10 protein-coding genes are annotated in these 14,339 nt (G+C 70.8%); 6 read left to right on the forward strand and 4 right to left on the reverse strand.

Annotated features, from left to right (window positions below; all coding sequences use genetic code 11):
• Window positions 1-10: 10 nt before the first annotated feature.
• Together J4573_RS00395 and J4573_RS00400 are read right to left on the reverse strand one after the other, a co-directional pair.
• A complete protein-coding gene (locus tag J4573_RS00395; RefSeq protein WP_208253158.1) occupies window positions 11-2,656 on the reverse strand; it encodes a Tex family protein in 2,646 nt (881 codons plus the stop codon).
• Between the two features lie 27 nt (window positions 2,657-2,683).
• Complete coding sequence (locus J4573_RS00400) at window positions 2,684-5,002, reverse strand: MMPL family transporter (RefSeq protein WP_208253159.1); 2,319 nt, start codon at window positions 5,000-5,002, stop codon at window positions 2,684-2,686.
• Between the two features lie 289 nt (window positions 5,003-5,291).
• Here J4573_RS00400 and J4573_RS00405 point away from each other — a divergent pair, with 289 nt between their 5' ends.
• The 3 genes from J4573_RS00405 (at window position 5,292) to J4573_RS00415 (ending at window position 9,469) form a co-directional block, all read left to right on the forward strand.
• Entirely contained in the window at window positions 5,292-6,596 is a 1,305-nt protein-coding gene (locus J4573_RS00405; protein ID WP_307796425.1) for a sensor histidine kinase, read from the forward strand.
• Window positions 6,548-7,192 (forward strand): LuxR C-terminal-related transcriptional regulator, encoded by a 645-nt coding sequence (locus J4573_RS00410; RefSeq protein WP_208253160.1) that lies wholly within the window; start codon window positions 6,548-6,550, stop codon window positions 7,190-7,192. Before J4573_RS00405 ends, J4573_RS00410 begins: the two co-directional genes overlap by 49 nt.
• Window positions 7,193-7,630: 438 nt before the next feature.
• The gene (locus J4573_RS00415; RefSeq protein WP_243772272.1) at window positions 7,631-9,469 is read left to right on the forward strand and encodes a glycosyl hydrolase family 18 protein; all 1,839 of its coding nucleotides are present in this window, start codon (window positions 7,631-7,633) and stop codon (window positions 9,467-9,469) included.
• 252 nt (window positions 9,470-9,721) lie between these two features.
• Here the strand turns inward: J4573_RS00415 and J4573_RS00420 are convergent, their stop codons facing one another.
• On the reverse strand, window positions 9,722-10,510 hold the full coding sequence (locus tag J4573_RS00420; RefSeq protein WP_208253161.1) for an SDR family oxidoreductase: 789 nt from the start codon (window positions 10,508-10,510) through the stop codon (window positions 9,722-9,724).
• A gap of 93 nt (window positions 10,511-10,603) precedes the next feature.
• Between J4573_RS00420 and J4573_RS00425 the strand changes: the two genes are divergently transcribed.
• Entirely contained in the window at window positions 10,604-11,242 is a 639-nt protein-coding gene (locus tag J4573_RS00425) for a TetR/AcrR family transcriptional regulator (protein WP_208253162.1), read from the forward strand.
• 1,185 nt (window positions 11,243-12,427) lie between these two features.
• Here the strand turns inward: J4573_RS00425 and J4573_RS00430 are convergent.
• The gene (locus tag J4573_RS00430; protein WP_208253163.1) at window positions 12,428-12,865 is read right to left on the reverse strand and encodes a spore germination protein GerW family protein; all 438 of its coding nucleotides are present in this window, start codon (window positions 12,863-12,865) and stop codon (window positions 12,428-12,430) included.
• Between the two features lie 86 nt (window positions 12,866-12,951).
• Here J4573_RS00430 and J4573_RS00435 point away from each other — a divergent pair, with 86 nt between their 5' ends.
• Entirely contained in the window at window positions 12,952-13,767 is an 816-nt protein-coding gene (locus tag J4573_RS00435) for an alpha/beta fold hydrolase (protein ID WP_307796426.1), read from the forward strand.
• Between the two features lie 44 nt (window positions 13,768-13,811).
• Window positions 13,812-14,309 carry a hypothetical protein gene (locus tag J4573_RS00440; protein ID WP_208253165.1) on the forward strand — a complete coding sequence of 166 codons (498 nt, stop codon included), beginning with the start codon at window positions 13,812-13,814 and terminating at the stop codon, window positions 14,307-14,309.
• The last annotated feature ends 30 nt before the right edge of the window (window positions 14,310-14,339 follow it).

The following is a 14,339-nucleotide window of genomic DNA, read 5'->3' on the forward strand; positions in this document are numbered from 1 at the left end:
GTTACCTAGGTCATCGACGCTTACGGTCGTCGCCGCCGCCGGGCAGGCCCTTGTCGAGCCCGGCCCGCCGCAGCGCGTCGGCCATGGCGCCGCCGCCACCGCCGCCGCCCGAGCCGCCGGAGCCGCGACCGCCGCCGCCCTGGCTGCCACCACGGCCCTGACCGCCTTGGCCACCGCGTCCGCCTTGGCCGCCCTGACCACCGCGTCCGCCTTGGCCTCCCTGACCGCCTCGACCGCCCTGGCCGCCGCGTCCCTGGCCTCCCTGGCCGCCGCCCTGGCCTCCCTGGCCTCGCTGACCGCCCTGGCCGCCGCCTTGGGCTCCGCGACCGCCGCCGCCCTGGCCTCGGCCACCGCGGCCTCCGCCGCCACCCTGACCACGGCCGCCTCCGCCGCCGCCCTGGCGCCGTTCTCCGCCGCCATTGCCACCGCCGCCCTGCGCGGCCTCGTCGTCCAGCCGCAGCGTCAGCGAGATCCGCTTGCGCTGCAGGTCGACGTCCAGGACCTTCACGCGGACGATGTCGCCGGGCTTGACCACGTCGCGCGGGTCCTCGACGAACTTGTTCGACATCGCGGAGATGTGGACCAGCCCGTCCTGGTGCACGCCCACGTCCACGAACGCGCCGAACGCCGCCACGTTCGTGACGACGCCCTCCAGGAGCATCCCGGCCTCGAGGTCGGCGAGCTTGTCGACGCCCTCCTTGAACGCGGCCGTCTTGAAGGCCGGGCGCGGGTCGCGGCCGGGCTTCTCCAGCTCGGTCAGGATGTCGGTGACGGTCGGCAGCCCGAACGTGTCGTCCACGAAGTTCGCGGGCTTCAGCGAACGCAGCGCCGCCGTGTTGCCGATCAGGCCCTTCAGGTCGCCGCCCGCCGCGTCCAGGATGCGGCGGACCACCGGGTAGGACTCGGGGTGCACGCTGGAGGTGTCCAGCGGGTCGTCGCCGCCGGGGATGCGCAGGAAGCCCGCGCACTGCTCGAACGCCTTGGGCCCGAGCCGCGCGACGTCCTTCAGCCCTCCGCGCGTACGGAACGGGCCGTTGGCGTCACGGTGCGCGACGATGCTCTCGGCCAGGCTCTCGCCGATGCCCGACACCCGGGTGAGCAGCGGCGCGGACGCGGTGTTGACGTCCACGCCCACGGCGTTCACGCAGTCCTCGACCACCGCGTCCAGCGACCGGGACAGCTTCACCTCCGACAGGTCGTGCTGGTACTGGCCGACGCCGATCGACTTGGGGTCGATCTTGACGAGCTCGGCCAGTGGGTCCTGGAGCCGCCGGGCGATCGACACCGCGCCGCGCAGCGACACGTCCATGTCGGGCAGCTCGCGCGAGGCGAACGCGGACGCCGAGTACACCGAGGCGCCGGCCTCCGAGACCATGATCTTGGTCAGCGTGAGGTCGGGGTGCCGCGCGATCAGGTCGGCGGCGAGCTTGTCGGTCTCGCGCGAGGCGGTGCCGTTGCCGATCGAGACCAGGTCCACGTTGTGCTCGCGGGCCAGCCGGGCGAGCGTCTCGATCGACTCGTCCCACTTGCGGCGCGGCTCGTGCGGATAGATCGTGTCGGTCGCCACGACCTTGCCCGTCGCGTCCACGACGGCGACCTTCACGCCCGTGCGCAGGCCCGGGTCCAGGCCCATCGTGGAACGCGTGCCGGCCGGCGCGGCCAGCAGCAGGTCGCGCAGGTTGGTGGCGAACACCTTGACCGCCGCGTCCTCGGCGTCCTGCCGCAGCCGCGTCCGCAGGTCGATGCCGAGGTGGACGAGGATGCGCGTACGCCAGGCCCAGCGGACCGCGTCGCCGAGCCACTTGTCGGCCGGGCGGCCCTGGTCGCTGATCGCGAACTTGCGCGCGATCTCCACCTCGTAGGTGGTGCGGGCCGTCGTGTCCTCCGGAGTGGTCTCCTCGGGCTCCAGGTCGAGGTCGAGGATCTCCTCCTTCTCGCCGCGGAACAGCGCGAGGATGCGGTGCGAGGGCAGCTTGGTGAACGGCTCGGCGAACTCGAAGTAGTCGGAGAACTTGGCCCCGGCCTCCTCCTTGCCCTCGCGTACCTTCGACGTGACCCGGCCGCGCGTCCACATCTGCTCGCGCAGCGCGCCGATGAGGTCGGCGTCCTCGGCGAACCGTTCGACCAGGATCGCCCGCGCGCCCTCCAGCGCCGCCGCGGCGTCCGCGACGCCCTTGTCGGCGTCGACGTAGCCCGCGGCGGCGCTCTGCGGGTCGTTGCCCGGGTCGTTCAGCAGCAGCTCGGCCAGCGGCTCGAGCCCCGCCTCCCGCGCGATCTGCGCCTTGGTGCGGCGCTTGGGCTTGTACGGGAGGTAGATGTCCTCGAGCCGCGCCTTGGAGTCGGCGGCCATGATCTGGGCGCGGAGCTCGTCGGTCAGCTTGCCCTGCGACTCGATCGACTCGAGGATCGCGGTGCGCCGTTCGTCCATCTCCCGCAGGTAGCGCAGCCGCTCCTCCAGCGCGCGCAGCTGCGCGTCGTCGAGCGCGCCGGTCGCCTCCTTGCGGTAGCGGGCGATGAACGGCACCGTCGACCCGCCGTCGAGCAGGTCGACGGCGACCTGCACCTGCCCCTCTCGTACGCCGAGCTCGTCGGCGATGCGCTGGCTGATCGGCACCGGCGCGCCGGTGCTGCCCTGCTGGTCAATGGACGCTGTCACGACGTGATCCCGCTCTCTCCCCTGGACTTACGCCTGAGCATTGTCCAGGGAACCGGCACCTCTTGTCGCCTCGCCCGGCAAGTCGGCCTGCCGGGAGCCGCCCCGGCCGCCCCGTCGCCCGTCGCCACGCCCGTCGCCACGGCGGGTGCCGCGCCCGCTGCTGCGGGGGGTGCCGTGGCGGGTGCCACGGCCGCTGCCGCGCGAGAGGTGGGAGGGCCACCAGTTCGCCCTGCCCAGCAGGGCCATCAGCGACGGCAGCACGACGATGCGGATCACCACGGCGTCGATGAACACGGCCACGGCGAGCCCGATCCCCATCTGCTTCATGTCCATCATCCGCAGCGCGCCGAAGACCGAGAACACCGCGATCATGACCACGGCGGCGCTGGTGACCACGCCCGCCGAACGGGTGATCCCCTCCGCGACCGCCTGGCGCGTCGGCATCCCGTTCAGCGCCGCCTCCCGGATCCGGCTGACGACGAACACGTGGTAGTCCATCGACAGCCCGAACAGCACCGCGAACAGGAACAACGGGATCCAGGCGATCACGTGCCCGGTGGCGGTGAAGCCCAGCAGCCCCGCGCCCCAGCCGTGCTGGAAGATCAGCACCAGCGCGCCGAACGAGGCCCCGACCGACAGCACGTTCACCGCGATCGCCGTCAGCGCGACCACCACCGAGCGGAAGATCACGGCCATCATCAGGAAGGTCAGCAGCAGCACGAACCCGATCACCCACGGCATCCGCTGCTCCAGCCGTGCCCCGAAGTCATGGCTGTCGGCCGCCCCGCCGCCCACCCAGTGCTCGGCCCCCGCGACCTTTCCCACGGTGGACGGGACGAGGTCGGTGCGCAGCTGCTTGACCGCCTGCTGGGCCTGCTTGGAGTTGATCCCGTACGGCGTGGACAGCTTCACGGTGTGCACCTGCCTGTCGGCCGACTCCCGCACCTGGGCCCCGGGAGTTGGCACGAACAGCCGGTCTCCGTTGCCTCCTGCTCGGTCGGTCTTGGTGACCAGCCGGTGGAGGGCCTGCTCGACCTGGTTCGACTGCCCGGCCGGAGCCTGAACGACCACCAGGTGGGAGGTCGTCTCGCCGGGGAACGCGGCGGTCAGCCGGTCGTAGGACTGCATGGCCGGGATGGCGCGCGGCAGCTCGTCGGCGGTCGTCGAACGCAGATCGAGACCGAACGCGGGCAGGGCCAGCGCCGAGAGCGCGGCGACCGAGACGAGCAGCGTGGCGAGGGGGCGGCGCAGGGCGGGGCGCAGCAGCGCGGGCCACAGCCGCGGCGGGGTCGTACGGGCCTGCGTGAGGCGCCACACCACCGGAACGCGGGGCCGGTCCACGCGGCGGCCCAGCTTGGACAGGATCGCCGGCAGCACGGTCACCGAGCCCACCATCGCGACCGCCACGACCAGGATCGCGGCCGCCGCCAGCGACGAGAAGATGAGGTGCTGGGTCAGGAAGAGCCCGGCCATCGACACGATCACGGCCAGCGCGGACACGACCACCGAGTGCCCGGACGTCGCCGCCGCGATCTCGATGGCGTCGACATGCCCACGGCCCTTCGCCCGTTCCTCGCGTTCCCGCTTGAGGTAGAAGAGCGAGTAGTCGATCCCGACCGCCATCCCCATCAACATGATCATGCTGGTGGACGAGTCGTACATCGGGATCAGGTGCGAGACCAGCGCGGTCAGCCCGACCGCCCCGCCGACCGCGGTGATCGCCAGCAGCACCGGCACGCCCGCCGCGATGATCGCGCCGAACGCGACCAGCATCAGGATCAGGGTGATCGGCAGCCCGAACATGTCGGCCTTGAGCAGGTCCTCCACGAGGAGCTTGCCGAGGCCCTTCTGAACCGAGCCGTCGCCGGACTCCTCCACGCGCAGGTCAGGGTGCGCGTTCTGCACGGCCTCGGTCGCCTTCAGCAGCGGATCGACCCGGTCGGGCGCGGTCTCGGGGTCGCCGCGCATCGTGACCGGCACCAGCAGCGCGTCCCCCTTGGGCGAGGGCGTCGCGGTCCCGACCTCCGCCACGTCCGGCAGGGCCCGCATCCGCTTGGCGACCTCGGCCGCCGCCACCCGCGCCTGCCCGTGGTCGAGGGCGCCGCCCGAACGCGCCGTGATCAGCACGTTCTCCAGTGCCGGCTCCGCGACGCCGTGATCATGCGCGACCCGCGCCGCCCGCCCCGACTCCCCCGTTCCGATGTCCACCGTGGTCGCCTTGGTGGTCCCCACCGCTCCCCCGATGACCACGCACGCCACCACGAACGCGATCCACAACCCGATCGCGCGCCAAGGACGGGTCGCACTCCACCGAGCGACCCGTACGGTCACCGCTTGCCTTCCCATGGCCATGCCCTCCCGCTGAAGCCTTCGTCGGCCGGAATCCCCGCCGTCCAGGCGCCGCCGGCATCCCTGCCGGCTCGGCGCCGCCGGCATCCCTGCCGGCTGATGTCGTCGGCATCGATGATCTGGGCGAACGGGAGGGCGTTCACTGGCCCCAGCCCCCCGTGGGAGGTGGGCTCAGCTCCTCTGTTCCGGAGGGCGAAAGGGGGAGGTAGGCCTACCGCGCCGTGGATCGGCACAGGACACACTGGGGCAGGTCAGAATGGACATGATCGGACCTGGGGAGGGACCCGTGAGCGGCGAGGAGATTGACGACGGCCCCGGCGGGGTGGTGTGGCGCTGGTTCATGGCCAGCATCCGCGGCCTCGTCCTGGCGATGCTGTCGTTGGCCGCGGGCATTCCCCTGCTCGTCCTGTCGATCGTGTCGATCGCCCTGATCCCCATAGGCGTGGGCCTGGTGCTGGCACCCGCGGCACTGCTCGCGGTGCGAGGGCTGGCCGATCAGCAGCGTTCCTGGGCGGAGGAGTGGTCGGGGGTGCCGATCCGCAGGCCCTACCGTCCCGAGCCGCCCGCGTCACGCAACCCGTTCAAGCGGGTGACCTGGCTGCTGGGCGACCCGGCGACCTGGCGGGACGTGCTGTGGCTCGTGCTGAACATCCCGCTGGGACTCCTGCTCGGCATCCTGACCTGGGCCGCGTCGATCTACGGGCTGGAGGGCGTGCTGGTCGCGCCCTGGCTGCCCGACTCGGTGAACTACGGCTGGGGACCGTTCTGGCCGATCCACGACTACGGCCTGGCCGGAACGGTCGCGACGGTCGTCGGAGGCGCCGTCCTCACCGTGATCGGCCTGCCCGTGGCGCCGCGGATCCTCAAGGCGCACGCGCTGTTCTCGCAGTCGCTGCTGGCCCCGACCCGCACCCGCCTGCAGGAACGCGTTCAGGAGCTGACCGAGACCCGTTCGGAGACCGTGGACGCGTCCGCCGCCGAGCTGCGCCGCATCGAGCGCGACCTGCACGACGGCGCGCAGGCCCGGCTGGTGGCGCTCAGCATGAACATCGGCCTCGCCGAGGAGCTGATGAAGCACGACCCCGACGCCGCGCAGAAGCTGCTCACCGAGGCGCGCGAGGCCAGCGGCATGGCGCTCACCGAGCTCCGCGACCTGGTCCGGGGCATCCACCCGCCCGTGCTGGCCGAACGAGGCCTGGACGGCGGCGTTCAGGCCCTGGCGCTCACCCTGCCGCTGCCGGTCGAGGCCAAGGTCGACCTGCCCGGCCGCGCCGCCGCGCCGGTCGAGTCCGCCGCCTACTTCGCGGTCGCCGAGATCCTCACCAACACGGCCAAGCACAGCAACGCGCGCCGCGCGTGGGTCGACGTCCATTACGCTCGAGGCGCCCTCATCATGATCGTCGGCGACGACGGCGACGGTGGCGCCGATCCCGCTCGCGGTAGCGGGATGCGGGGCATCGAACGCCGGCTCGCCGCGTTCGATGGGACGATGGCGGTGACGAGCCCGCCGGGTGGACCGACCGTCGTGACCATGGAGCTGCCGTGCGCGTTGTCATCGCCGAGGACCTTGCCCTCCTCCGAGACGGGCTGATCCGCCTCCTCCAGGCGTTCGAGTTCGAGGTGGTCGAGGCCGTCGACAACGGCCCCTCCCTCCTCCGCGCGCTCATCGGCCACCGCCCCGACGTCGCCGTCGTGGACGTTCGGCTGCCGCCCACGTTCACCGACGAGGGCCTGAAGGCCGCGCTGGAGGCCCGCAAGGAAATCCCGGGCCTCCCCGTGCTGGTCCTCTCCCAGCACGTGGAGCAGCTGTACGCCCGCGAGCTCCTCAGCGACAGCTCCGGCGGCATCGGCTACCTGCTCAAGGACCGAGTCTCGGACGTGGGCCAGTTCGTCGAGGCCGTCCGCCGCGTCGCCAACGGCGGCACGGCCCTGGACCCCGACGTGGTCGCCCAGCTCCTCACCCGCCGCGCCCGCGAGGAGCCCCTCCAGGCCCTGACCGCCCGCGAACGCGAAGTCCTCGCCCTCATGGCGGAGGGCCGTTCCAACGCCGCCATCGCCGCCAAGCTCTTCATCACCGAGAAGGCGATCAGCAAGCACACCAACAACATCTTCGCCAAGCTCGACCTCCCGCCCGCCGAAGGCGACAACCGCCGAGTCCTAGCCGTCCTGGCGTACCTCAACGCGTAATTTCAGGGCTTTCACGGCCTCGGGCCCCTCGCTTGGCGGCTCGGGACCCGAACCGCAAAAGCGGCGAGCGCGACATCGCTTCGCGATCTGGCCTGCGGGCCGGTAGCGCCCTCGCGTGCATGGCTGAGGCCCACTTCGAACCGACCCCGGCCTTCAGCTGTAGCAGTGCAGGGATCCGGTCGCCCCTTTAAGGGGGCTTACGGTGGCCGTTGAATGGGCTCTCGATGCCTTTTCGTTCCGTGGCCGTGCGACTGCGGGCAGACGTCCCCAGGCAGCCGACAGGACCAGTGGAACGTGGTGAACCGGGATGTCACGGGCCCTTGATGGGCCACGTCGGCACGGTTACCATCCCCTCAACTCTTAGGAAACTTTCCTAAGCAAAGTTGCGCGCGCATCATCGGGGTTCGTATTGGTTCGGGGCGAACTGAACGGAGAACCATGTCCAGTCCCCGCGGGCGGCGAGCCGTCGGGCTCGCAAGCGTGCTGACCCTCGCGGTCGCCGGTGCGGTGGCCGCGGCCCCGCAGGCCTCCTCGGCGGCGGCCGTCACCGCCACCTGCGCCAAGACCTCCGACTGGGGCAGCGGCTTCGAGGGCAAGTGCACGATCACCAACGGAACGAGCGCCTCCATCGCGTCCTGGAAGCTGGAGTTCGACGTGCCGTCCGGCACGACCATCGGCTCCACCTGGGACGCGGTCAAGACCCAGTCGGCCAACCACTACACGTTCAACAACGCGGGCTACAACGGCACGGTCGCCGCCGGCGCCACGGCGAGTTTCGGCTTCAACGGCACTGGTACGGGCTGGATCTCCGCCTGCAAGATCAACGGCGGCGGGTGCGACGGCTCCACCGGCCCCGGCCCGGGTGACGACACCCAGGCGCCCACCGCTCCCGGCAACCTGCGTTCCACCGCCAAGACCTCCAGCAGCGTCTCGCTGGCGTGGAACGCCTCGACCGACAACGTGGGCGTCACCGGCTACGACGTCTACCAGGGCTCGACCAAGGCCGCCACGGTCACCGGCACCGACGCGACCGTCTCCGGCCTGTCCGCCAAGACCGCCTACGCGTTCACGGTCAAGGCCCACGACGCCGCGGGCAACAACTCCGCCGCGTCCAACTCCGTCTCCGTCACCACCGACGACGGCGGCACCGGCCCCGGCCCGGGCGGCGGCAAGGTGCTTGGCTACTTCGTCGACTGGGGCGTCTACCAGCGCAATTACCACGTCAAGAACATCGACACGAGCGGCTCGGCGAGCAAGCTGACGCACCTCAACTACGCGTTCGGCAACGTCACCAACGGCCAGTGCGCGGTCGGCGACAGCTACGCCGACTACGACAAGGCCTACACCGCCGACCAGTCCGTCGACGGCGTCGCCGACACCTGGGACCAGCCCCTGCGCGGCAGCTTCAACCAGTTGCGCAAGCTGAAGAAGAAGTACCCGAACCTGAAGATCCTCTGGTCGTTCGGCGGCTGGACCTGGTCCGGCGGCTTCGGCCAGGCCGCGGCCAACCCCACCGCGTTCGCCAACTCCTGCTACAACCTGGTCAAGGACTCGCGCTGGGCGGACGTGTTCGACGGCATCGACATCGACTGGGAGTACCCGAACGCCTGTGGCCTGTCCTGCGACACCAGCGGGGCCGCCGCGTTCAAGAACCTCATGGCCGCCCTCCGGGCCAAGTTCGGGTCGAGCAGCCTGGTCACCGCCGCCGTCTCCGCGGACGGCTCCTCCGGCGGCAAGATCGACGCGGCCGACTACGGCGGCGCCGCCCAGTACGTCGACTGGTACAACGTCATGACGTACGACTTCTTCGGCGCCTGGGACGCGCAGGGCCCGACCGCCCCGCACTCACCCCTCAACTCCTACACCGGCATCCCGCACGAGGGCTTCAACTCCGACGCGGCGATCCAGAAGTACAAGAGCAAGGGCGTCCCCGCAAGCAAACTGCTCCTCGGCATCGGCTTCTACGGACGCGGCTGGACCGGCGTAACGCAGAAGGCCCCCGGCGGCACCGCCACCGGTCCCGCCCCCGGAACCTACGAGCAGGGCATCGAGGACTACAAGGTGCTCAAGGGCAAGTGCCCCGCCACGAGCACCATCGCCGGCACCGCCTACAACCTGTGTGGCAGTGAATGGTGGAGCTACGACACCCCGTCCACCATCGCCGGAAAGATGAGCTACGCCAAGCAGCAAGGCCTGGGCGGCTCGTTCTTCTGGGAGCTCACCGGCGACACCTCCAACGGTGAGCTCATCACCGCCATGAAGAACGGCCTCGGCTGACGACGCGACCCCCGTCGAGCCGAGGTTGTCTCGGGGTCCCCGACCGCCGCGCCGGCCGGGGACCCCGTCTCCATCCCCCCAAAGCCCACAGCCCCAGCCCGCAGCCCCAGCCCACAGCCCCAGCCCGCAGCCCCAGCCCTTAGCGCGGCATCAAACGCGACGCATCCCCAGCATGTGGTGCCTAGCGCGTGGGCACAGCTGTGGGGACGCGATTGCTTGGAGGCGAGTCGGAATCGCATCGGTGGGCTGTGGTCAGGCGAGTGAGCCGCCGCCGTCGATGGTGAGAATCGAGCCGGTGACGTACGGGTTGGCCATCACGAAGACGGCCGCTGCGGCCGCCTCGTCGGCGGTTCCGTAGCGGCCGAGCGGCGTGGCCAAGGCGGCCTGCGCCATCTTCTCGTCGCCCTCGGTATCGGGTCCCGCGCCGGCCACGGTCCGCGCGAGCGGCGTGTCGATCACGCCGTACCGGACCGTGTTGACGCGCAGGCGGCGCGGGGCGAGCTCGACGGCGAGCTGGCGGGACAGGGGCTCCACGCCACCGGCGGCGGCGATCGTCCCCGCGAAGCCTGGGATGGGACGCATCAGCAGCGTTCCGGAGGTGAACGTGATGGACCCACCGACGGGCAGCCTGGACGCCGCTACTCGGGCCGTGGCGAGGACGCCCCAGAGCCGACTCTGAAAGTCCTCCCACGCGCCGTCGCGCGTGACCTCGGTGACCGGGGTGGGCCCACCGATCACACCCGCCGTGACCAGCACGTGGTCTACGGACCCTGCCCGCTCGAAGATCCCCTCCAGAGCGTCCAGATCGGCCACGTCGGCGGTCTCCCCGATCACCTGATCACCGCCTCCGACCCGTTCGACCGCGGCATCGAGGCGGCCCTTGTTGCGGCCTACCAAGACGACCCGGGCGCCGACGGACCGGAGCATGGCGCCGGCGGCCAGGCCGATGCCTGACGTTCCGCCGAGGATGACGACCGTGCTGCCCGCCAGGCCGTCGGGTAGCGGCGAACGAACGGGAATGGGGGCGGTTGCGGTGTCCATCGGGGAGCTCCTTCGATAAATAAACCAACCAGTTGATTTAGAGCATGGACCCGCCGACTCGAATAAGTCAACCGGGTGGTTTATTTTGGTCCCATGAGCTACGACGCGGAGGCGACCCGGCAGCGGATCTTCGATGCCGCCACCGCGGAGTTCGCCGAGCACGGCCTGGCGGGCGCCCGCATCGAGCGGATCGCCACCGCCGCCAAGGCCAACAAGCAGGCGATCTACCTCTACTTCGGCGGCAAGGAGAAGCTCTTCGGCTCGGTCGTTCGCGCCAAGATGGAAGAGATCTGCCACGCCGTCGCCCTGGACCCGACCACGTTCCCCGAATCGATCGGCAGGCTCTTCGACTGGTACGCGGAGCACCCCGAGCTACTCCGGCTGCTGCTGTGGGAGGCGCTGGAAACAGGCGACGGCCCCGTGGTCGGCGAGGAAGAACGCCGAGCCGAGTACCGGCAGAACATCAGCGAACTGGCCGCGGCCGGCGCAGGCGATGGAAGCCTCCAGGCCGCACAGGACTGGATGTTCACCGTCCTGGGCCTGGTCTCCTGGAACTTCGCGGCCCCGCAGCTGCGCCGCCTGATCCTCGACGAGCCCGACCAGAAGAAGGCCCTGGCCCGCCGCCGCGCTCACGTGATCGAGATGGCCCGTAACCTCCTCCCCGCCCGACCAGACCAACCCGCACCACCCCGCCACCCCTGGACCCACCCCGACACCCCCCGCCGCCGCTAGCCAACCGTTCACCCAACCCCGCCGCGAGCCCCACCAGACACACGCACCCCCAAGCACCCACCCGTGCAATCTCCCCCGACGCAGACGCCCCACTGAGCTCTGCATTTCACGCGCCACTTGACCGCACAGCGCCGACAACTCACCGCTGCAATCGGCGCAGCCGCGCGTCGTCCCACAGCGCTCCAAGCACCCACACGCACCCCGCCGGGCCCTGCGCACTCGCCCCGGGCGAGCTCCGCTCGGCCGCGAGCCGCACACCACCCGGCCGCCCAGCGCCCCAGCCCACCCTCGCCGCTGCAATCCGCGCGCCCTCTCGCGCCTCCGCGCACACCACCCGCGCGCCGGCCGCCGCGGCCGAACCCCTGCTGAATGGCCCCTCGCCCGCGCACCCGGACATGCGCTTCATCCGCTAGTCGAGTGCGAGGCGAGGGCGGGGCCCACGCACCGTCCCGCACCACCACACGTACTGTCGTACCGCCGCGCTCGCGCTGTACCCCGGTCCCCGGGAACACCGGCGGGGCGGTCGGGCAACGCCCGCCCGTACCCCGCTGCGTCCCGCGCACCGTCCCGCGCCGCTACACGTGCTGCCGTACTGCCGCGCGCACCGCTGCAGCCCACGCACCGTCCCGCACGGTCTCACCACGCGCCGGCGCACCGCCGCGCTCGCGCTGTACCCCGGCCTCCGGGAACACCGGCGGGGCGGTCGGGCAACGCCCGCCCGTACCCCGCTGCGTCCCGCGCACCGTCCCGCGCCGCTACACGTGCTGCCGTACTGCCGCGCGCACCGCTGCAGCCCACGCACCGTCCCGCACGGTCTCACCACGCGCCGCGCGTCACCGCAACGCACCGCGCACCAAACCGCTGCGGACACCGCTCGCGTGCACCCCGCGTCCCACGCGCCGGTCTGCACTGCCACGTGTGCTGCCGCATGCCGATGCATCCCCCGCGTCCCTCCCCGCACCCCAGTGCGCGCCGCCACACCGTCCGGGCGTACTGCCCGCCTGCCTGCAGCCCGCTGCGTCCCGCGCACCGCCGTACCGCCGCGCGGGTCGACCGCCCGCACTGGCCGCAGGCGGTTGCGGGTCGCGTGGGTCTCGTGTCGGAGTGTTGGGGCGGGGCTGTGTGTTGAGGGTGTGGGGGCTGATGTGGCGGTCGTGGGGTTTGAGGGGTGCGTGGGGTTGGGGGTTAGGGGTGGCGAAGGGTTCGGAGTTTGCGGATGGCTCGGGGGGCTGTGGCTCCTAGGACGGCTATGGCCATGGGGAGCCAGATGTCGACTAGGGGGTCGCGGATTGGTTTGTAGACGGCTGTGCCGTTGCTGATCTCGATGTAGCCGATGGGCTTGGCCATCGCGCCGCCACCGCCACCGCCGCCTCGGGAACGTTCGGCGGCCTTTTCGCCTGAGCCTTCGCCGCCGCCGAAGCCGAAGCGGACGGAGGCGACCGGGATCACTGTGATGTCGCCCTGTTGTACGGGGTCGCCGTAGACGGCCTTGGCGGTGGCGTTGCCGCCGAGGGTTGTCGCCAGGCGTTCCAGCATCTGGGAACGGGCGGCGGTCTCTGCTTGTTCGCGGGCTTCGGCTTCGCCGGGTACGGGGTCGCGGGGCTTGCTCTCGGAAACGGTCATGGCCGCCATCCCTTCGTCACCGGCCCATGTCCCTGCCTGCAACAATCGCACTAGGGCGGACGAGAAACATCAGGAGGAAACGGCCAGTGGCGGACTGGAAGCTGGACAGGACTTTTGCTAGCTCGTCGGGTGACGTTCGTTGGAACGTTCTCGGTGAGGGTGAGCCGGTTGTGCTCTGCCACGGGACGCCGTTCTCGTCGTATGTCTGGCGCGCCATAGGCCGTGCCTTGGCGGTGGAACGTTCTGTGTACGTGTGGGACATGCCGGGGTACGGCGCCTCGCAGATGTCGGACGGGCAGGACGTTTCGCTGGCCGCGCAGGGGCGGGTCTTTGCCGAGCTGATGGAGCACTGGGGGCTGAACGAGCCGCTGGTGGTCGCGCATGACTTCGGTGGGGCGGTGGCGTTGAGGGCCCATCTGCTGCATGGGGTGCGCTACCGGAAGCTCGCGCTTGTCGATCCGGTTGCGCTGGCGCCTTGGGGGTCGCCGTTCTTTCGGCTCGTGGGCGCTAATTCTGAGGTTTTCGAGCAGCTTCCGCCTGCGCTGCATCGGGCGCTCGTACGGGAGTACGTGACGTCGGCGAGCCACCCTGGTTTGCATCCGGCCACGTTGGAGGCGTTGGTGGCGCCGTGGCTCGGTGAGCAGGGGCAGGCCGCGTTCTATCGGCAGATCGCGCAGGCCGACCAGCGCTACACCGATGAGGTTCAGGGGAGGTATGGCGAGCTGGATCTGCCTGTTTTGGTTTGCTGGGGCGCTGATGACACCTGGATTCCCGTTGAGAAGGCGCACGAGTTGGCCGATGCCGTCCCGGGTGCGCAGTTGAGGCTCATTGAGGGTTCGGGGCATCTGGTGCAGGAGGATGCACCGGCCCAGCTCACGGCTGCCCTGCTCGGCTTCCTTTAGCGCGCGACGTAGAGTCCGAGCAGAGCCGTGGAAGGGAGCACACCGTGCTGCGCGCGTTCTGTTTCGCCAGTCTCGGGCTGACCGTCGAGGACCTCTACCTGATCGACCCCGATCCCGAACGGGGCGGGCATGAGCGCGGGGTACGCGTGGAGCTGCGCGTGGTGGATCCGCAGCCTTGGCGCGGTTCGCCGAACACGTCGCAGCGGATCGTCCTGGACCAGGCGTTGTGGCGTGCCGACTTTCTCGAGTCGGTGGCGGGCGGCCCGGGCACCAAGGACCGCATGCACCACCATCCCGGAATGCACGACAACCGGCCGGGGCGGCGCGTCTACGCTCCTGATCTGACCGACGATCCGATGGCCTGGCTGGAGAAGCAGCTCGGCGACCTCACGCCGCTCTTGGAGGCCGCGGACGTTCCCAACACCGCGGAGCATCAGAAGGCGGGCGCCGTGCTTCGGGACAACCTCGCCGAGATCGTGGCCACGGTGACGACCGTCCTTGGTGAGGTGCGTGCCGGGACGCTTGCCCGGCCCCCTGCGTAGGAGCAGCCAGGGAGCGACGATCTGGGTACG

This window comes from Actinomadura barringtoniae, from assembly GCF_017573505.1.
Lineage (GTDB): Bacteria > Actinomycetota > Actinomycetes > Streptosporangiales > Streptosporangiaceae > Spirillospora > Spirillospora barringtoniae.

Excerpts from the sequence above, each read along its gene's own strand:
- J4573_RS00400 (WP_208253159.1), bottom strand. The coding sequence starts at position 5,002 with ATGGGAAGGCAAGCGGTGACCGTACGGGTCGCTCGGTGGAGTGCGACC.
- J4573_RS00415 (WP_243772272.1), top strand. The coding sequence starts at position 7,631 with ATGTCCAGTCCCCGCGGGCGGCGAGCCGTCGGGCTCGCAAGCGTGCTG.
- J4573_RS00420 (WP_208253161.1), bottom strand. The coding sequence starts at position 10,510 with ATGGACACCGCAACCGCCCCCATTCCCGTTCGTTCGCCGCTACCCGAC.
- J4573_RS00425 (WP_208253162.1), top strand. The coding sequence starts at position 10,604 with ATGAGCTACGACGCGGAGGCGACCCGGCAGCGGATCTTCGATGCCGCC.
- J4573_RS00430 (WP_208253163.1), bottom strand. The coding sequence starts at position 12,865 with ATGACCGTTTCCGAGAGCAAGCCCCGCGACCCCGTACCCGGCGAAGCC.